Source organism: Halorubrum persicum (assembly GCF_002727125.1).
GTDB classification, from domain to species: domain Archaea; phylum Halobacteriota; class Halobacteria; order Halobacteriales; family Haloferacaceae; genus Halorubrum; species Halorubrum persicum.
Genome location: NZ_NHOA01000008.1, coordinates 20,120 through 38,637, shown reverse-complemented (window position 1 = coordinate 38,637; position 18,518 = coordinate 20,120). Strand labels below are relative to the sequence as shown.

Here is an 18,518-nt window from a genome sequence, read left to right as displayed (position 1 = left end):
ACGGGGGAGCGACTCCGCCAGCCAGACGCCGTCACCGGCTGCGACGCCCCGCTTGCCGATCGACGTGTCGGGTGTAGCCGCCGACGGCGAGGCCGAACCCGACCACGATCAGTCCGAGTCCGAGCATGCGGGTCGTCCCCAGCGTCATCAGCGCGAGGATGGCGCCGAAGACGAACGCGAACACCCCGGCGACGACGACGCCGACGTCGAGGAGCGGCGACGGCTGGACGGTCTCGCAGTGGGGACAGATCCGCGCGTCGCTCGGGATCGGCTCCCGGCAGTCGACGCAGTGGACGCGGTCGCGGGACACGGTCCGCGGTTCGGTCGTCGGGAACTTATATGAATCAGTCCGCCGCGGACGGGGTCGAAGCGTCCTTCCCCGCCCCGAGGGTCTCCTCGACCTGCGTCACGACGGTCACGAGCGCGACGACGGCGAGCGCGGCGCCGGCCGCGAAGGGAACGACGAAGCCGAAGCCGTAGAGCCAGCCGGACGCCAGCGGCCCGACCGCGACTCCGAAGCCGAACCCCATCGTGAGCACCGACAGCGTCGTGCCGGACTCGCCCTCCCGCGCGAGGTCGCCCGCGAGCGCCAGCGACGGCGCGAACACGCAGGCGACGGCGACGCCCTGGGCCAACCGGACGAGCGTCATCACCAGCGGGTCGGTGACGATCCCCTGCAGGAGCGTCGTGGGCGCGAGCAGCACGAAGCCGGCCAACAGGAAGGGGCGACGCCCGATCCGGTCGCTGGCCTGCCCGACGGGCACCTGAAACAGCACGTTCGCGATGGTGACCGCCGCGAACTGGAGGCCGAACCACACCGGCGGCTGGTCGAGCCGAGCGTTCACCTGCGTCTGAAGGGTCGCGAACAGCGCGATGCAGATCCCCATCGCGACCGTCGCCAGCCCGAGCGCGAACACCGGATCGAGCAGGCGCCCCTCGCCGCGGACGCGGATCGAGAGGTCGTCGCTCGCCTCGCTCGACTCGGCGGCGTCGCGCACGAGGAGGAAGACGAGCGCGAAGCTGAGGTACGCGCCGGCGCAGGCGGCCACGAACGCCGCGTCGAACCCGTCGAGGACCGGTACCCCGATCGCGGAGAGGTCGTACGGCCCCCGCGAGACGACGGCGCCGGCGACGACCGGCCCGAAGCCGAAGCCGATCAGCCGGAACGTGTTGTACACGCCGAAGTTGCCGCCGCGGTCGGCGTCGCTCGCGGCGTACTCGTTGACCAGCGCGACCGTCGACGGGATGATGAGGGCCGCGCCGAACCCCTGCGCCGCGCGGAGCGCGATCAGCTGCCAGTAGGCGTCCGCGATCGTGTACAGCCCGCTCGCGGTCCCCAGCAGGAGGATGCCGGCCAACACGAACGGGCGGCGCACGCCCGTCCGATCAGAGAGTCGCCCGGTGAGCGGCTGCGAGAGGCTGTTGAGGAAGCCGAACAGCGAGAGCACGAGCCCGATGAGCAGCGGTTCGGTCAGCGTCACCGACGCCGCGCCGACCCCGACCGCCGTCCCGAGGAGCGAGTCGATGTCGACCAAGTCGCTCGCGATGTACAGCGGCAGGACGACGATGAGAAAGGAGTTGCCGGCGGCGCCGACCATCCGGGCGAGCGCGAGCACGATGACTCGGCGGTCGGTGTCGACGACGCCGGAGACCAACCCCATTGACCGTGGGTACACCCGCAAGTTCAAAGGCGTTTGCGAACGCCGGGGATCGTTCCGGTTCCGCGCCCCGCTCCGACCGGTTCCGCCCCGTTACGCCGGCGACGGAGGGCGTCCGACGCCGCGGATCTCGAATCGCGCGCCGCCGTCGACCGCGTCGACCGCCTCGACGGTCCACCCGTGGGCGGTGGCGATCTCCTGGACGATCGCCAGCCCGAAGCCGGTGTTGCCGTCGACGCCGCTCTCTCCGGGCTCGAAGAGGGCGTCGCGAACGGGCTCGGGGATTCCGGGGCCGTCGTCCTCGAGGTAGAAGCCGTCCGAGAGGTCGCCGACGCAGATGCGCACCTCCTCGCCGGCGTGTTCCACGCTGTTGCGGACGAGGTTCTCGAACAGGTTCCGGAGCCGGTCCGGGTCGGCCATGATTTCGTCGTCCGACTCGACCGACAGCGAGGCCGAGCCGGTGTCGACCGTCTCCCAGCTGTCGGCGGCGACCTCGGCGATCGCGACCGGTTCCGGGTCGCCGACGGTCTCGCCCTCGCGGGCGAGCGTGAGGGTGTGCTCGACGATCGACTCGATCCGGTCGAGCGCGTCGGCCGCGGCGTCGAGGTGAGACGGCTCTTCGGTCGTTCGCGCCAGATCGACCCTCCCCTGCGCGACGTTGAGGGGGTTCCGGAGGTCGTGCGAGACGATGCTCGCGAAGGCGTCGAGCCGCTCGTTCTGGTGTTCGAGCGCCGTCTCGCGCTGCTTGAACGCCGTGATGTCCTCCTGGAAGCCGACCCACTCGGAGACGGAGCCGTCGTCGTCGCAGATCGGCGCGATGCTGACGCGGTTCCAGAACGGCGTGCCGTCCTTCCGGTAGTTCAGCAGCTCGACGCTTTCCGGCTCCTGGGCATTGATCGCCTCGCGGAGCCGGGCGACCGGCGCCGGATCGGTGTCGTCCCCCTGCAGGAACCGGCAGTTGACGCCGACCGCGTCCCCGCGGCCGTAGCCGGTCATCTCGACGAACCGGTCGTTGACGTACACCATCGGGTTGTCCTGCAGGGCCGGGTCGGTGATCGTGATGCCGACGGGGGCCTCGTCGAGCGCCCGCGTCTTCGTCTCCAGCTCCTCGCGGCGGGCGCGCTCGTCGGAGACGTTCCGGAGGATGCCGACGCTCCCCTCGAACGACGTACCCTCGTACGGGAGCGCCGCCATGTGGTCTCGGCAGGGGATCGGATCGCCCCCCTTCGGGACGATGTCCACCGAGAAGCGCTCGACGTCGGGGCCGGAGCTCGAGAGGACCCGACCGAGTCGGCGCTCGGCCTCGTCGACCGCCGCGGCGTCTTTGATGAGCTCCGGCCTGCTCCCGATGATCTCCTCGCGGTCGTAGCCGGTCAGCTCCGCGAACGGCTCGTTGACGAACCGGAAGACGCCGGTCTCGTCGACGACGTAGACGGGGTAGCCGAGCGCGTCGATGACCGTCGAGTAGCGGTCGGCGATCTCGCGGGTCCGGTGCTCCGCGACCGCCTGCTCGACCCGGTTCGCGAGCCGTCGGAGCTGCTCGGGGCCGCCCTTCTGGAAGTAGCCGGTGACGCCCGCGTTGAGCGCCTGGCTGGCGATCTCCTCGGACCCCTTGCCGGTGTAGAGAACGAACGGGAGCTTGCGGTGGTCCGTGTGGACGGCTTCGAAAAGCTCCAGCCCGTCCGTGCCGGGCATATCGTAGTCGCTGACGACGCAGTCGAACTGCTGCGCTTCGAGCGCGTCGAGGGCGGTCGCCGGCTCCGTGACGCTCGTCACCGCGACGGACTCCAGCTCGCGTTCGAGGTACGCCTCCGTGAGGTCCAGCACGGACGGGTCGTCGTCGACGTGCAACACGTCGATCCGTTCGGACATGGCCCTGTCTTCGCGCTCTCCGGATAAACGAATGTCGTCTCGGTTATCAGCGGTGAGGACGGCGCTCGTCCGGTCGCCGCCGCGGCGCCTCCTCCGCTCGTCCGGCCGCCGCGGTTCCGCTTCACTACCGCCCCGCGTGGCTGATTCTTAAGGCCGCGCGGCGCGGACCCCCGGGCGATGGCGGGCGGAACGCTCCCCGGGACCGACGCGGACGACGACGACGGGAGCGACCGCGTCGTGTTCCACGTCGACATGGACTGCTTTTACGCCTCCTGCGAGCGCCTGCGCCGCCCCGAGCTGGCGGGCGAACCCCTCGTCGTCGGCATGGGCTACGAGGCCGGGGAGACGATCGGCGCGGTCGCGACCGCGAGCTACGAGGCCCGCGCGCACGGCGTCGAGAGCGCGATGCCGATCTCGGAGGCGCTGGAGCTGCTCCCGCGGCGGGCGAACGCCGACCCCGCCGACCCGGACGCGCCCGATCCCGGCGAGGCGGGCCGGTACCTCCCCGTCGACCTCGACTTCTACAAGGAGGTCGCCGGCGACGTGAAGGCCGTCCTCCGCGACTGCGCCGACGTGCTCCGCGAGGTGAGCGTCGACGAGGCGTACCTCGACGTCACCGACCGGACCGCGTGGGACGCCGCGGGCACGCCGGCCGACCCCCCGCCGAGCGCCGCGGCCGGCCCCGCCGAGACCCGGACGCTGGCGGAGGGGTACGCCCGGCACGTCAAGGAGCGCATCGAGCGCGAGGCCGGGGTGCCCGCGAGCGTCGGCGTCGCGCCGAACATGTCGACCGCGAAGGTCGCCAGCGACGCCGACAAGCCGGACGGGCTGGTCGTCGTGCCGCCGGGCGAGGTCGAGCCGTTCCTCGCGTCGCTGCCGACCGCCGAGATCCACGGCGTCGGCCCGGTGACGGAGCGGACGCTGGCGGAGATGGGGATCGAGACCGCCGGCGATCTCGCCGCCGCCGACCCAGATCGCCTCGGAGATGCGCTCGGCGATCGGGGGCGAGAGCTCTACCGGCGGGCGCGGGGGGAGGACGACCGAGAGGTCACGCCCACGGGGCTGCCCAAGAGCCTCTCGCGGGAGTCGTCGCTGTCGACGACGGCGGACGAGGAGCGCAAGCGGGAGACGGTGCGCGCGCTGGCCGCCGACGTGGCCCGCCGCGCCCGCGAGCGGGGGTGTCTGTACCGCACTATCGGGATCAAGGCGGTCGAGCCCCCCTACGAGGTGAACACCCGCGCCCGGAGCCTCCCCGGACCGGTCGACGACCCCGACCTCGTGGAGTCGGTGGCGCTGGACCTCCTCGAGGAGTTCGCCGGCGACCGGGTTCGGAAGCTCGGCGTGCGCGTCTCGAAGCTGGACTTCGCGGAGAGCGATCAGGCGACGCTCGGCGGGTTCGACGCGGGGGGCGGCGGGGCTGATTCGGGCGGCGACGGACGCGACCGCGAACGCGGCTCGGAGCCCCGGTCACCCGCCACCGACGGCGACGGCGGCAAGCTCACCGACTGGGTCGGCGGCGAGCCGGACGGCACCGACGCGGACGACGGCGGGAAGGCCGACCGACGCACGGCCGACGGACAGGCGTCGCTCGGCGACTGGTCGTGAGTGACCGTCGGGCCGTCGCCGAATCCGAGCCGACACGCCGCGGCCGAGTGCGGGGATTTAGGTGCTCGAGCGCCGACGCCGACGCATGGACGACCTGGCGTGGGAGACCCTCGGCACCGACATCGACTACACCTGCCCCGGCTTCGACGTGCGGCGCGACGAAGTGCGCTTCCCGGACGGCGAGACCGACGGGTACCACTACGTCGACGAGCCGCCGGCGGTCGTGGTGCTCCCGCTGACGCCCGACGGCGACGCGGTCGTCATCGACGAGTGGCGGCAGGCGGTCGGCCGGGTCAACCGGGGACTCCCCGCGGGGTCGGTGGAGCCCGAAGACGCCGACGACCTCGAACGCGCCGCCGCCCGCGAGCTCGCCGAAGAGACGGGGTACGAGGCCGGCTCCTTCGAGCGCCTGACGACGGTGGAGCCGACGAACGGGCTGGCGGACTCGGTCCACCACCACTTCCTCGCGACCGGCTGCGAGCCGGCCGCCGAGCAGGACCTCGACCACAACGAGTCGATCGCGGTCGAGACGGTGCCGTACGACGACCTCCTCGAGGCCGTCGTCGACGAGGGGCTCCGCGACGGGCGGACCGTGACCGCCGTGCTGTGGTACGAACTGCTCCACCGATGAAGCCGGGGCAGGGGCGGCGACCGGTCGATTCCGGCGGGCGCGGCGACGGCAACCCGGTCCGGCGATCGCGCCGACGACGGACAGGCCTTTCAGCGATCGGTCCGTACGGGGCCCGATGAGCGATCCCTCCGACCCCGACACCGAATCCGGCCGCGGCGGGCGTGAGCGCGACGAGCCGGCGGACCCCGCGGCCAGCGACGGCGGCGAGCCCGGTACCGCCCGCACGGCGGTCGACACGGGTGACCCCCCCGACGAGACGGACGGCGGGTCGCCGCTGCGAGCGGTCGGCGTCGCCTTCGGACTGGGCGTCGCGGGCATTCTCGGTCTCCTCGCCGTCACCACGGTCGCCGGGGGGATCATCTTCGGCGTCGCGACGCTCACCGGGCGGCAACCCTCGCTCCTCGTCTCGTTCGTCGTGCCGTTCGTCGCCGGACAGGTCCTCGCGTTCGTCGGCGTCAGCCTCGGCTACCTGCGGTGGCGCGGCCTGAGTCGCGAGGAGATCGTCGCGTACCTCGGCGTCCGACGGCCGACCGTGGTCGAACTCGTGCTCGCCGTGTTCGGCGCGGTCGGGATGATCGCCCTGGCGCTCGTGCTCAGCTCGCTCGTGTTGCTTTTCGGAACGGAGCCGGCCCAGAACCAGGGCGCCCAGATGACCTTGGACAACCCGTCGATCATGCCGCTGATGATCGCGGCCATGTTCCTCGTCGTGGGGCCGTGCGAGGAGCTCCTGTTCCGCGGGGTCATCCAGAGCCGCGCGCGAGAGGCGCTCTCCGCGGCCCCCGCCATCCTCCTCGCCGCCGCCGTCTTCGCGCCCGCCCACGTCGTCTCGCTGAGCGGCGGCGCGAGCGCGGTGTTGACCTCGATCAGCATCCTCTTCGTCCCGAGCCTGATCTTCGGCGCGGTGTACGAGTACACCGAGAACCTCGCGGTCGTCGCGCTGATGCACGGGCTGTACAACAGCCTCCTCCTGACGATCGCGTACGTCGCCATCACCTACGGTCCCGAGGTGGAGAACGCGGGTCAGGCGGGCCAAGCGGGCGCGGCGCTCCTCGGCCTGTAGGTGATCGCGGCGGCGACACGCACGGCTCGCGAGCAGAGGCGGACTGAGGGGAGTAAGCCCCCTTCGGTTCGTCCCGACATTCGGCTGAGCGTCCGCGCCGTGGCCGGACTACCTTGTGGCGCGGACTTGCACCGGCGAGGATTCGCCGTTCCATCCGTTCCCGCCCGTCGATAACGTGGGAAACCCACGCGCCCTCGTCGGGTTAGCTCCCTTCCCTTGCGGGTCGGTTCGCGCGTTCGCGGGTGACCCCGCGAACGCCGCCGGTCGCCGAAGCGACCGAACGCGACTCACAGGTCGGGGCGGGGGGTGTCGTTGCTGTTCCAGAGCCAGCCGTCTCCGACTCCGGGCGTGTGCCCGGTCGCCTGTCCGGCCGGTGGGGGGACTTTCCTCATGCCAGAGGCACGGGAGTCGGGCTCCCTCTGTCCGGTCGCGTGTAGCCGGCGCCAGCGAATAAGCGGTTCGGTCGGCGGGGACTGACGCGGGCGAGACCGACGCCACGGAGGGATCGATCGCCCCCCGTATCTCCCAGATAAGCGGGGGTGAGCGGGCGAGTCCCCAAGGGAAGCGTTCAAGTCGTCAGCAACGTAAGGGACTATCATGTCCGAGGCTCAGACCGTTCAGCTGTCGTACGACGACGGTGCACGAGCGGTCGAACTCGCGCGGGAGGCGGTCGAGTCGTTCGTCCGACACGGGCAGCGAGAACAACCCGGCAGTATGCGCGAGGCGTTCTACGCCCGAACCGGGGCGTTCGTCCGGCTGGAGTCCACACGAGGGAGGGGGCGGCTCCGGGGCTGCGCCGGCGCGTGGGAGACCTCCGATCAGCTCGGTCACGCCATCGTCGAGGCCGCGATCAAGGCCGCCTCCGGCGACTCCTGCGGCTCCGAGGTCGAACCGAAGGAGCTCGACAACATCACCGTCTCCGTGTTCGTCGTCTCGAACACGGTGCTCACCAACGATCCCCTCGCCGACCTCGAGGTCGGCACCCACGGCGTCGCCGTCGACGGCGGCAACTCGCACGGCTGGCTCTACCCGACGGTTCCCGTCGAGAACGGCTGGTCCGGCGCCGAGTTCCTCTCGCGCGCCTGCCGGAAGGCCAAGCTCGCGCCGAACGCGTGGGAGGACGACGAGACGATGGTGACGCTCATCGAGGGACAGGTGTTCCGAGAGCGCGCCGACGGCGGCGCGGTCGAAGAGCTGTAGCGGCCGCAACCGACCCGATTTTTCGACGCCCCCTTACTCCGTCCCGTATCCCACCGCCGCTGCGTCGGCGAGCGCGCGCTCCGCCGCGGCGTCGAGGTCGAACGCGTCGTCGGCGACAACCTCGCCGTCGCGGATCACCGGCTCCATGAGCGACTCGGCGCCCTCGGGGGCCGGGCGGTCCGCCAGCCCGACCGCGTGTGCGCCGTCGGCGGTGCGATACACGTCCTTCGCGCCGGAGAGCTTGCCGCGCTTGGCGGCCAGCTCCCCGTCGACTTCGACGATGTCGAGCGCGAAGTCGACCGGGTCGGCGTTCGAGACGTACCCGCCCACGCCGAAGCCGTCGACCACGTCGCGGAGCTCGCGGAGGTCGTCGGGACCGAGCCCGCCGGAGACGTACACGTCGACGTCGTCGTGGCCGCGAACGTCGAGCTCCCACCCCACCTCGCGGGCGATGTGTCTGAAGTCGCCGCGGCGCGACCCCGTGGTGTCGAGCCGGACGCCGTCGAGCCGGTCGCCGAGCGTCGCGACCGCGCGCAGCACCTCGTCGACCTCGTCGGAGTAGGTGTCACAGAGGGCGACGCGCGGGACCGACTCGTCGACGGCCTCGTCGAAGGCGCGCCACGCCGCCTCCTGTTCGCCCCGACCGAAGCAGATCGAGAGGGCGTGGGGCATCGTCCCCGACGCCTCCCGGCCGATCACGTCGCCGGCGGCGACGTGCGAGAACCCGTCGAGCCCCGCCGCGAGCGCCGAGCGCTCGACCGCCGCCGCCATCGACGGATGAACGTGGCGCGCGCCGAAGGAGAGCACCTGCGACCCCGGCGCCGCGACGCGGCAGTCGAGTCCGGCGGTCGCGATCCCGGAAGCGTGCGAGAGGAACCCCAGAAGAGCGGTTTCCAGCCGCGCGAACGCGAGGTACGGCCCCTCGATCCGCATCACCGGGCCGCCGTCGAACAGGCGCCCCTCGGGGATCGCGTCGACGTCGACCGCGCGACCCTCCAAGAGCGCGACCGCGTCCTTCAGCCCGGCGAACAGCTCGAAGTCGCCGTCGGGGAACTGGTCGGCGGTGACCTCGGCGACGACGCGGGGGTTTCGCCCCGCGTGCTCCAAGGCCGCCTCGGTCCGCTCGAAGTACGCGTCCGTCGCCCGGCCCTCGCGGATCGCGGCCGCGTCGACGATGTCGAACTCGGTCATGCCCGACGGTTCGGCCGCCAGGGAGGAAAAGCCACCCGGGTCCGCCGGGCGGTCGTCTGCGGGTCGGCGGGCGGGTCCGGCGGGAGGTCGCTCCCGGCTCAGGGGCGCCGGGCGGTCACCTCCGGCTCAGGGGCGCACGCGGCGCGCGAAGACGGCCACCGTCGCGAGCAGACCGACGAGGGCGGCGGTGACGCCGAACCCGGGCGCGCCGTCACCGGTGGCGGCGTCTGGGCCGCCGGAGCCGCCGTCGTCGCCGTCGGGGGTGTCATCGGTTCCGCCGTCGGTCCCGTCCGCGTCGTCGATGCCGCCGTCGGTTCCATCGTCCCCGTCAGTCCCGTCTCCGTCGGTCCCGTCCCGGTCGGCTCCGTCGTCGTCTCCGGTCGAGGGGAGGTCGAAGCCGGCGTCGGGCCGGAGCTCGAGGACGTCTCGCGGCTCCGGACCGTGGGCGATCGTCACCGTGGTCCCGTCGCGCTCGACGCCGTAGGCCCCGCGGAAGTCGCCGTCGGCGATGTCGTACGCCTCGCCGTCGGCGTACTCGGCGTCGCCGTGGGCGGTGAGCATGCGGAGGTACGCCGCGCGGAACTCGGCCGCGTCCGCGGTCGTCTGCCACTCGGTCACCCAGACGTAGCCGTCCTCACCGTCGGTCGCGTTCCCGCCGCTCCCGTTCGCGGTGGCGTTGCCGCCGTTCCGGTAGGGGTACAGCCTGTCGCCCGCCCAGCCGTCGGTCGACTCGTGGGCGTAGTTGTAGTTCATCCGGGTCCGGAGCCGCTCGTCCGGCCGCGTGTGGATCTGGACGTTCTCCTGGACGTCTGCCGACGGATCGAGGACCGAGTAGTCGTACTCCCAGCTCTGGTACCAGAACATCACGAACATCGACGCCTCGCCGGCGGTGTCGGAACCGTTGACGCCTTGGTCCGGATACGTCTCCCATCCGTCAGTGGCCGTGTCATTGAACGCCACCTCGCTGGTCTCGTAGTCGGGGTCGCGGTGGATCACCTCCGCGGTCGCGGTCGGCGGCTGGTTCATCGTCTCGTTGACGGCGCTCCACCCGCCCTCGTCGACGAGCTCCGCGGCGTAGAGCGCGCCGTCGGAGTACGGTTGGAGCACGGTCTGGAGGATGCCGAGGTTGTAGTCGGGCGTCGTTCCGCCGCCCCCGCCGGCGGAGTCGGGCGCGGCGAGACAGCTCCAGTTGGCGGCGCAGCGCGCGTCGTACAGCTCCTCGACGTGGACCGCCTCGCCCTCGACGATCCCGTCGACCGCGAGGTCGGCGTCCTGCGTGGCGCCGACGTAGCGGGGGCGCGTGAGGTCGTGGTACTGGTCCTGCATCGCGTGGACCAGTTCGTGTGCCAGCGTCGACGGGTCGATCTGCGGATCCTCACCCTCCGGGACGACGAGGACGATCCGGTCTTGGCTCGGCGAGTAGAACCCGGAGACCGCGCCGCCGTAGACGCTGTCGATCGCGTCGGAGGCGTTCTCGTCCTCGCCGACGACGAACAACGCCTTCCACACCTGGTCGTTCCAGCGCTGGAACTCGGCGTCCGACCCGCCCGCGCCCTCGCTCGCGGAGTCGTTCGTGAACGCGGAGCGCGTGACGGTCTCGACCGGCACGTCCTCGCGGAAGGGACGCTCGCGAACGTGTTCGACCCGAGCCATCGTCAGGTCGGTCAGCGCCTCCAGCTCCGACTCGTTCAGCCCGTCCGTCTGGTTGAACGCGAGGTCGTCCTCGTAGTGGGTGCCGTTCCAGCAGCCGACGATGTCCGTCCCGTCGCCGACATCGCACTCGGCGGCGGTCGCGCTGGCGGGGGCGTCTCCGGGTGCCACGGCCGCCGGTCCCGCGGCGGCGGCCCCGGCGGTGCCGATCAAGAGGAGGGCTATCGCGGCGGCGATGACGGAGAGGGTGAGAACCCGTCGCATAGGTGCGATTACGGCCGACCCGATAAGTAGTTTGTCGGTGGCGTCGAGTAGTTTGTCGGCGGCGACGCCACGACGAGGGCAGGGGTCGGGTGGCGACCGAACCGGGCGGCGGGGGGCGACGCGACGATGACTTTTGCCCCCGGACGTTCAACGCCCGGACATGCCGTACGATCCGACCGAGACCGCGGTGATCGTCGTCGACATGCAGAACGGGTTCTGTCACCCGGACGGGAGCCTCTACGCCGAGCCGAGCGAGGCGGCTGTCGAGCCGGTGACGGCCCTCGTCGACCGCGCCCGCGAGGCCGGCGCGAGCGTCGTGTACACCCGAGACGTGCACCCGCCCGAGCAGTTCGACGACACCCACTACTACGACGAGTTCGACCGGTGGGGCGAACACGTCGTCGAGGGGTCGTGGGACGCCGAGCTCCTCGCTGACCTCGACGTGCGCGGCGAGGATCACGTCGTCGAGAAGCACACGTACGACGCCTTCTACCGGACGGATCTGGACGGGTACCTCGACGCGCACGGGATCCGCGACCTGCTGATCTGCGGGACGCTCGCGAACGTCTGCGTGCTCCACACCGCCGGCAGCGCCGGACTCCGCGACTATCGCCCCGTCGTCGTCGAGGACGCGCTCGGCTACATCACCGAGGACCACCGCGAGTACGCGGTCGATCACGCCGACTGGCTGTTCGGCGAGACGGCGACCCGCGACTCGGTCGCGTTCGGGTCGCGGTGAGCACAGGGCGCGGAGCGAACGCCGCCCCCGTTATCAGCCGTGTGAATCGGCGTGTAACCCTTTTTACCGCCGGCGGGGACCGTCGCGTATGGAACTCACTCGACGCGGCATGCTCGGCGGGGCCGGGGCGGCGCTCGCGGTCGGCGCCGTCGGCTTCGCCGGCGCCGCCTCGGTGTCGGACGGCGACGCGGTCGCGGACGGAGCCGACCCCGGCGGTGACGCGGTCGGCACGGGCACGGACGGAACGGGCAGCGACGACGAGAACGGCGATTCCGGGTCCGTCCCGGTCGATCCCGAGGCCCCGTTCGAGGCGCGACTGCTCCACGAGGGCGACGGCGAGCGGAGGCTCTTCGACGCGGGCGACCTCGACCGCGTGCAGGGCGTGGTCGCCGACGGCGGCGAACACCTCGTGTACGTCTCGCTCGGGGACGCCGGGATCGACGCGGTACAGTCGGGGCTGGCCGACGCCGGCGCGACGGACGATCCGGAAGGGTTCGTCGTGTCGATGACCCTCGACGGGACCGAGGTCAGGCGGGTCGCGCTGGACGAGGCGACGGTGTCGGAACTGACGGACGAGGAGTGGGGCGGCGTGTTGACGCTCCCGTTCGGCGAGCCGTCGGTCGCGGAGTCGGTGTACGACTCGCTGGCGGACGCCTGATTCGCGTGCAGGCCTCCGGCCCGCGTGCCTCCGTCGAGGACAGCGGTTATGGCGGCCGCGTCCGTTCGACACGGTATGAGCGACGCCGAGGGAGACGTAGCCGGCGCCGAAGCGGGAGACGTGGCCGGCCCCGAAGCGGAGGAGGCAACCGGCGCCGAGGGGGAGACGACCGCCGACTGCGGGGGCCGGCCCTGTCCCCGCTGCGAGACGCCGATGTACCACCGTCACTGCAAGTACGTCTGCCCGGCGCACGGGGTCGTCTACGACTGCTCGGACACTTTCTACTGAGGCCGGTCGGTACCGCCGGTTATCGCAGGCTGCGGAGCCCCGACCGGACAGCGATCCGGCTTGTGCGAACTGTTATGTTCTTGCAGTCCGACTCGTATGTTATGATCGGCGACCCGCTCTCGACCCCCTCTGCCGACTGTCAGAGGTCAGCATGGTAGAGAAAACGCAGGTTGCCCAGGGGAAGCGGATCCAGCGCCGAACCGGGAAGACGTTCCACGTCGCGACGCGGCTGCTCCCGGAGCGGATCCGGCACCCGACCTACGTGTTGTACGGCTTCTTCCGGATCGCCGACGAAGTCGTCGACGCCGAGGAGACCGCGCCGCCGGACGAACAGCGGGCGGAGCTCGACCGGCTCCGCCGGGCCGCGCTGGGCGAAGCGGAGACGGACGACCCGGTGTTGGAGGCGTTCGCCGCGGTGTGCGACGAACACGGCATCCCGGACGGGGACGTGCACGCGTTCGTCGACGCGATGGCGAGCGACATCGACACCGACCGGTACGAGACGTACGACCAGCTGGAGACGTACATGGACGGCTCCGCGGCCGCCGTCGGTCGGATGATGACGGCGATCATGGAGCTCGACGAGGAGGCCGAGGCGAGGGCGCTCCCCCACGCGACGAAGCTCGGCGAGGCGTTCCAGATGACGAACTTCATCCGGGACGTGCGCGAGGACGTGGTCGAGCGCGACCGGGTGTACCTCCCGCTGGAGACGCTCCGCCGGCACGGCGTGAGCGAGGAGCAGATCCTGAACCTCGAGTTCGACGACAACGTGTCGGCCGCGATCCGCGAGGAGCTCGCCCGGACCGAGCGCCTCTACGAGGAGGGCGTCGCGGGGATCAAGTACCTCCCCGAGGACTGCCAGCTGGCGGTGTTGCTCGCGGCGGTGCTGTACGCGGACCACCACCGGCTGATCCGGGATCTGGGGTACGACACGGTGTCGACGACGCCGGATCTGTCGTTCACTCGCAAGATCTCCCTGCTCGTCCGGACCCGCTGGAAGTGGCAGTGGAACAAGGACCCCGAGGCGGTGTTCTACGAGATGTGCGGCGGCTTCGATTCCACCCACGAACACCGCGAACACGGGCCGCACGGACCGGGGATCCCCCAGTCCGACTGACTCGGAGATACCGTGAACAGATCTCGGTTCGTCGGCCTCGCGCTCGCCGCGTTCGGGCTCGTCTTCCTGTCGTTCGTCGTCCGGGGGACGACCCGCCTCCTCGCCCCCTACGAGGTCGCCGTGGCGCTGTCGGCGCCGATCCTCTTCGCCGCCGCCGCGCTGCTGGTCGGGCTGGTCGCGCTCGCAGCGCTGGACGTGATCGGGATCCGACCGCTCGAGTGAGAACGGCCCGACCGTCGGAGTGAGAGTCGGAACGCCCTTTTGACCCCGGCTCCCAGTGCGGGTATGGACGTACGAACCGTCGCCGACCTCTCGCCGGCCGAGCGCCGCGCCTTCTTCGAGCGCGACGCCGGCGTCGACGCGGTCCGCGACGACGTGAGCGAGATCGTCGGTCGGGTGCGCGAGGAGGGGGACGTGGCGCTGCGGGAGTTCTCCGAGGAGTTCGACGGCGTGACCGTCGGCAACATCGACGTGACGGACGACGCCGAGCGCGCGCACGCCGAGCTCGACGACGCGAACGACCCGGTGCTCGACGCGGTCCGCGAGGCGGCCGCCAACATCCGCGCGTTCCACGAGCGACAGCGCCCCGAGGACTGGCGCGAGACGTTCGGCGACCGCGAGCTCGGGCGCCGGTTCCGCCCGCTCGACCGCGCGGGGGTGTACGTGCCCGGCGGCGCGGCGGCGTACCCCTCCAGCGCGCTGATGGGCGTGATCCCGGCGACCGTGGCCGGCGTCGAACACGTCTCGGTCGCGACCCCGCCGGCGGAGGATCTGAACCCGGTGACGCTCGCGGCGATCCACGAGGCCGGCGCCGACGCGGTGTACCAGGTCGGGGGGGCGCAGGCTATCGCCGCGCTCGCGTACGGCACGGAGACCGTGACGAACGCGCAGAAGGTGGTCGGCCCGGGCAACAAGTGGGTCACCGCCGCGAAGGCGGTCGTGCAGGGCGACGTGGGGATCGACTTCCTCGCCGGCCCGAGCGAGGTGCTCGTGCTCGCCGACGGCACCGCCGATCCCGCCCTCGTCGCGGCCGATCTCGTCGCGCAGGCGGAACACGACCCGAACGCCTCGGTGGTCGCGGTCACCGACGACGCCGCCCTCGCCGAGGCGGTGGCCGAGGCGGTCGACGAGCAGGCCGCGGGCCGCGAGCGCGAGGAGACGATCCGGGCCGCCCTCGACAACGACGCCTCCGGCGTCCTCCGCGCCCGGTCGATGCCCGAGGCGGTGCTGTTCGCCGAGGAATACGCGGCCGAGCACCTCTCGATCGTCGCCGACGACGACGAGGCGCTGCTCTCCCGGATCTCGAACGCGGGCTCGGTGTTCCTCGGGCCGTACTCGCCGGTCGCCGCCGGCGACTACGCGACCGGGACGAACCACGTGCTGCCGACGAACGGCGGCGCGAAGCGCTACGGCGGCCTCTCCGTCGACACCTTCCTCCGGTCGTCGACGGTCCAGCGGCTCGACCGCGACGGGCTCGACGGCCTCGCCGACACGGTCACGACGCTCGCGGAGGCCGAGGGGTTGGAGGCGCACGCCGAGAGCGTCCGGAAACGGTTCGAGTAGCCGGAAGCGGTTCGAGTAGCCGGGAGCGTCGCCGCAGGCCAAGAGCGCCACCCGCGAGCCGAGAGCGTCGGCCGCGAGCCGTCGACAGCGCAGAAACGGTTATCTCCCGTAGCGGCGTCTCGAAGGCATGATCCCGTCGCTACCCGCGTTGTTCGATGGAGTCTCCGCGGTCGAGGCGACGGTCGCGGTCATCGTGGTCTCCGTCGTCGCCGCGCTGGGGATGGAGTTCGTCGTCCTGCGACTCGCCCGGCGGTTCGTCTCGACCACCGACTCCGCGTACGACGACATCGTCATCTCCTCGCTGCGCGCCCCGCTCGTCGTCACCGCGGCGCTCGTCGGCGTCTTCGTGCTCACGCAGGTGCCGGCGGTGCGGGAGTCGGTGCTCTTAGACCCGCAGCTGCTCGACGACATCTTCGGCCGGCCGTCGCTCTCGGTCATCGTCCTCGTGTGGGCGTACGCGGCCAACGCCGTCGTGAACCGGCTCGTCGCCGCGGTCAACGAGGAGGGGAACCGGTTCGACTTCGCGCCCGTCTTCTCGAACGTCTGGACGCTCGCGGTGCTCGTCGGGAGCGTCGGCACCCTGCTGTGGCTGTGGGGTATCGAGATCACGCCGCTGCTCGGCGCGGCGGGGGTCGCCGGGATCGCGGTCGGGTTCGCCGCGAAGGACACCGTCGCGAACTTCTTCGGCGGCATCGCGCTGTACTTCGACGACACCTACAAGATCGGCGACTACATCGTCCTCGACGACGGCACCGCCGGGACGGTGAGCAAGGTGGGCGTGCGATCGACGACGCTGCTCACCCGCGACGAGGTGCTGGTGACGGTCCCCAACGCCGCGCTCAACGCCGCGAAGGTGACCAACGAGTCCGCGCCGCAGAGCCGCCGCCGCGTCCGGGTCCCGATCGGCGTCGCCTACGGGACCGACATCGACGCGTTCGAGGCGCTCGCGATCGAGGTCGTGCAGTCGGAGTCGCTGGTCCTCGACTCACCGAAGCCGCGGGCGCGGCTCCGGTCGTTCGGAGACTCGGCGCTGCAGTACGAGCTGCTCTGTTGGGTGAGGGGGCCGACGCGCCGACGGCGCGCCCAACACGAGCTCAACAGCGCGCTGTACAAGGCGCTGGCCGCGGCCGACATCGAGATCCCGTACCCGAAGCGCGACGTGACGGTCGCCGCCGCGGCCGACGGCCACGCCCCCGGCGTCGCGGACGGACGACCGGACGTTGCCTCGTCGGTCCCCGAGGGGACGACCGAAGCGACGCGCGACGGCGACCGGGGACGGTAAGCGGGTTGCCGGCTATCGCGGGGGCACCGCCCGAACCGCCCTCGGGACCGGTCGGCGAAGACGACCGCGTCGCGGTCGGCGCAGGCGCGGACGACGCGCTCGGGGTCGCCGCCGCACTCACTCGCCACCGAGTCAAAGCCGTGTCGCCCGTGCCGCCGGCGCCGGCAGGGTTTTTATCGTTCGGACAGAACGTGTTCGCATGAGCACCGAAACGGTCGACGCGGGAAACGACCCGGCGATCGAAGTGACCCCGGACGCCGCGGAGGAGGCGCTCTCGCTCCTCGAGGGCGAGGGACTCGACACGGAGGAGGCGGGGCTCCGGCTGTTCGTCCAGCAGGGCGGCTGCGCGGGCCTCTCGTACGGGATGCGGTTCGACACGGAGCCGGAAGACGACGACCTCGTGGTCGAACACCACGGACTGCGGGTGTTCGTCGACCCCGCGAGCCGGAACTACATCGGCGGGAGCAAGCTCGACTACGAGCACGGCCTGCAGGCCGCGGGCTTCGAGGTCGAGAACCCGAACGTCGTCTCCGAGTGCGGCTGCGGCGAGTCGTTCCGGACGTAGGCGGGCCGTTGGCGGGGCCGACGGGGAGCCCGCCGAGACGCTCCGCGGTCGAGTCATCCTTTTAAACGGTTCCGACCGATACGGACGGGTATGAGTCTCGACGCGTCGACGACGGGCGACGGCGAACGGGTGTACACCGACCGGACGCGGGTCGAACGGGGCGCCGAGGGCCCGTTCTACGTCGTGTTTGCGGACCCCGACGGCTCCTCGCGGTGGGGGTACCGCTGCGGCAACTGCGGGTCGTTCGACACCGCGATGGACACCATGGGGCGGATCCAGTGTACGGAGTGCGGAAACCTGCGGAAACCGGACGAGTGGGACGCCGCCCACGAGTGAGAGAGGGCGACGAGCCGGGGGAACGCGGCGAGCCGGGACGAGCGCATCGGGCCGATCGCAGACGGCCCGAATCGTGAGAAAGTTTATCACGGAAGCCGGCCAACGTCGGAGTAGATGGCCACTGCGAGCATCCCACCGACGACGGAGGCCAGAGACGTTTTTCGCGAACTCGGGTACACCGTCTCCGAGGGCGGACAGGAGTTCGTCGCGGAGCGGAAATGGCGGCGCGTGCTCGTGACCGTGTTATGCATGGAGAACGACGATCTGGACCCGTATCTGGCCGACGGCGGCGAGACACCGCAGCTCCGCTGTTTCGTCACGTGGCGCGATCGGGCCGGCGACCTCCGAGACCGGCTCGTCTCCGCCAAGCCCCCGTACGACTGGGCGGTGATCGGCATCGAGGCCGGCGGCGAGGAGTTCGCGGTGATGGAGGGCGCTCCCGGGAGCCCCTGACCGCGACGACGGAGTCGCGCGTCGTCGGGGAGTTCCACCTGCTTTTATATCGCCGTGCGTGCAACTAGCACGCGACATGGTGTTTAAAAAGATCACACTGATCGGGACGAGCGAGGAGAGCTTCGACGACGCGGCCGACGACGCGATCGACCGCGCGGAGGACACCCTCGAAAACGTCTACTGGGTGGAAGTCGAGGAGTTCGGCGTCGAACTGAAGGGCGAAGCCGATCGCGAGTACCAGGCGGAAGTCGAAGTCGCGTTCGAGCTCGAGGGCTGAGATCGGTTCGCGCCTCGGCGAGCGCCGTCCGATTTTTCGCACCCCCCACCCATCGGAGCGCTGTCCACGCGCCGCGTGTAACCGATCAGCGATGCGCCCACCTATTTAT

General features: G+C 71.3%; 20 protein-coding genes and 1 other RNA gene. 15 read left to right on the top strand and 6 right to left on the bottom strand.

Annotated elements, in window-relative coordinates; genetic code table 11:
• Positions 1–31: 31 nt before the first annotated feature.
• The 3 genes from DJ69_RS00990 to DJ69_RS00980 form a co-directional block, all read right to left on the bottom strand.
• Complete coding sequence (locus tag DJ69_RS00990; protein ID WP_099253892.1) at positions 32–310, bottom strand: zinc ribbon domain-containing protein; 279 nt, start codon at positions 308–310, stop codon at positions 32–34.
• Positions 311–344: 34 nt separating this feature from the next.
• Positions 345–1,661: an MFS transporter gene (locus tag DJ69_RS00985; RefSeq protein WP_099253891.1), complete on the bottom strand. Its 1,317-nt coding sequence runs from the start codon at positions 1,659–1,661 to the stop codon at positions 345–347.
• 90 nt (positions 1,662–1,751) lie between these two features.
• Positions 1,752–3,530 carry a PAS domain-containing protein gene (locus tag DJ69_RS00980; protein ID WP_099253890.1) on the bottom strand — a complete coding sequence of 593 codons (1,779 nt, stop codon included), beginning with the start codon at positions 3,528–3,530 and terminating at the stop codon, positions 1,752–1,754.
• A gap of 177 nt (positions 3,531–3,707) precedes the next feature.
• Here DJ69_RS00980 and DJ69_RS00975 point away from each other — a divergent pair, with 177 nt between their 5' ends.
• From DJ69_RS00975 to DJ69_RS00965, 3 genes are all read left to right on the top strand, one after another.
• A complete protein-coding gene (locus tag DJ69_RS00975) occupies positions 3,708–5,135 on the top strand; it encodes a Y-family DNA polymerase (protein ID WP_099253889.1) in 1,428 nt (475 codons plus the stop codon).
• 85 nt (positions 5,136–5,220) lie between these two features.
• The gene (locus tag DJ69_RS00970) at positions 5,221–5,766 is read left to right on the top strand and encodes an NUDIX hydrolase (RefSeq protein ID WP_099253888.1); all 546 of its coding nucleotides are present in this window, start codon (positions 5,221–5,223) and stop codon (positions 5,764–5,766) included.
• Positions 5,767–5,881: 115 nt separating this feature from the next.
• Positions 5,882–6,826 (top strand): type II CAAX endopeptidase family protein, encoded by a 945-nt coding sequence (locus tag DJ69_RS00965; protein ID WP_099253887.1) that lies wholly within the window; start codon positions 5,882–5,884, stop codon positions 6,824–6,826.
• A gap of 41 nt (positions 6,827–6,867) precedes the next feature.
• Here the strand turns inward: DJ69_RS00965 and rnpB are convergent.
• An RNA gene (gene rnpB, locus DJ69_RS00960) (RNase P RNA component) lies at positions 6,868–7,250 on the bottom strand.
• A gap of 173 nt (positions 7,251–7,423) precedes the next feature.
• On the opposite strand from rnpB, the gene DJ69_RS00955 reads away from it, so the two are divergent.
• Positions 7,424–8,026 carry a TIGR00296 family protein gene (locus DJ69_RS00955; RefSeq protein ID WP_099253886.1) on the top strand — a complete coding sequence of 201 codons (603 nt, stop codon included), beginning with the start codon at positions 7,424–7,426 and terminating at the stop codon, positions 8,024–8,026.
• Between the two features lie 33 nt (positions 8,027–8,059).
• Here the strand turns inward: DJ69_RS00955 and DJ69_RS00950 are convergent, their stop codons facing one another.
• Both DJ69_RS00950 and DJ69_RS00945 read right to left on the bottom strand, forming a co-directional pair.
• Complete coding sequence (locus DJ69_RS00950; RefSeq protein WP_099253885.1) at positions 8,060–9,217, bottom strand: nicotinate phosphoribosyltransferase; 1,158 nt, start codon at positions 9,215–9,217, stop codon at positions 8,060–8,062.
• A 126-nt stretch (positions 9,218–9,343) separates the two neighbouring features.
• The gene (locus DJ69_RS00945; RefSeq protein WP_099253884.1) at positions 9,344–11,131 is read right to left on the bottom strand and encodes an Hvo_1808 family surface protein; all 1,788 of its coding nucleotides are present in this window, start codon (positions 11,129–11,131) and stop codon (positions 9,344–9,346) included.
• Positions 11,132–11,291: 160 nt separating this feature from the next.
• Between DJ69_RS00945 and DJ69_RS00940 the strand changes: the two genes are divergently transcribed.
• From DJ69_RS00940 to DJ69_RS00890, 11 genes are all read left to right on the top strand, one after another.
• The gene (locus DJ69_RS00940) at positions 11,292–11,870 is read left to right on the top strand and encodes a cysteine hydrolase family protein (RefSeq protein WP_099253883.1); all 579 of its coding nucleotides are present in this window, start codon (positions 11,292–11,294) and stop codon (positions 11,868–11,870) included.
• Positions 11,871–11,958: 88 nt separating this feature from the next.
• Positions 11,959–12,528, top strand: a complete 570-nt coding sequence (locus tag DJ69_RS00935; protein WP_099253882.1) for a preprotein translocase subunit SecD family protein — start codon at positions 11,959–11,961, stop codon at positions 12,526–12,528.
• Positions 12,529–12,648: 120 nt separating this feature from the next.
• The gene (locus DJ69_RS00930; protein WP_303645876.1) at positions 12,649–12,816 is read left to right on the top strand and encodes an HVO_2523 family zinc finger protein; all 168 of its coding nucleotides are present in this window, start codon (positions 12,649–12,651) and stop codon (positions 12,814–12,816) included.
• A 151-nt stretch (positions 12,817–12,967) separates the two neighbouring features.
• Positions 12,968–13,933 carry a phytoene/squalene synthase family protein gene (locus DJ69_RS00925; protein ID WP_099253880.1) on the top strand — a complete coding sequence of 322 codons (966 nt, stop codon included), beginning with the start codon at positions 12,968–12,970 and terminating at the stop codon, positions 13,931–13,933.
• Between the two features lie 12 nt (positions 13,934–13,945).
• A complete protein-coding gene (locus tag DJ69_RS00920) occupies positions 13,946–14,155 on the top strand; it encodes a hypothetical protein (protein ID WP_099253879.1) in 210 nt (69 codons plus the stop codon).
• A 63-nt stretch (positions 14,156–14,218) separates the two neighbouring features.
• Positions 14,219–15,496: a histidinol dehydrogenase gene (hisD, locus tag DJ69_RS00915; protein WP_099253878.1), complete on the top strand. Its 1,278-nt coding sequence runs from the start codon at positions 14,219–14,221 to the stop codon at positions 15,494–15,496.
• Between the two features lie 127 nt (positions 15,497–15,623).
• Positions 15,624–16,778, top strand: a complete 1,155-nt coding sequence (locus tag DJ69_RS00910; protein WP_099253877.1) for a mechanosensitive ion channel family protein — start codon at positions 15,624–15,626, stop codon at positions 16,776–16,778.
• A gap of 199 nt (positions 16,779–16,977) precedes the next feature.
• Positions 16,978–17,343, top strand: a complete 366-nt coding sequence (locus tag DJ69_RS00905) for a HesB/IscA family protein (RefSeq protein WP_099253876.1) — start codon at positions 16,978–16,980, stop codon at positions 17,341–17,343.
• Positions 17,344–17,433: 90 nt separating this feature from the next.
• On the top strand, positions 17,434–17,679 hold the full coding sequence (locus DJ69_RS00900) for a DUF5816 domain-containing protein (protein ID WP_099253875.1): 246 nt from the start codon (positions 17,434–17,436) through the stop codon (positions 17,677–17,679).
• A 114-nt stretch (positions 17,680–17,793) separates the two neighbouring features.
• A complete protein-coding gene (locus DJ69_RS00895) occupies positions 17,794–18,132 on the top strand; it encodes a DUF7116 family protein (protein ID WP_099253874.1) in 339 nt (112 codons plus the stop codon).
• 76 nt (positions 18,133–18,208) lie between these two features.
• Positions 18,209–18,409 (top strand): dodecin, encoded by a 201-nt coding sequence (locus DJ69_RS00890; RefSeq protein ID WP_099253873.1) that lies wholly within the window; start codon positions 18,209–18,211, stop codon positions 18,407–18,409.
• Positions 18,410–18,518 lie beyond the last annotated feature (109 nt).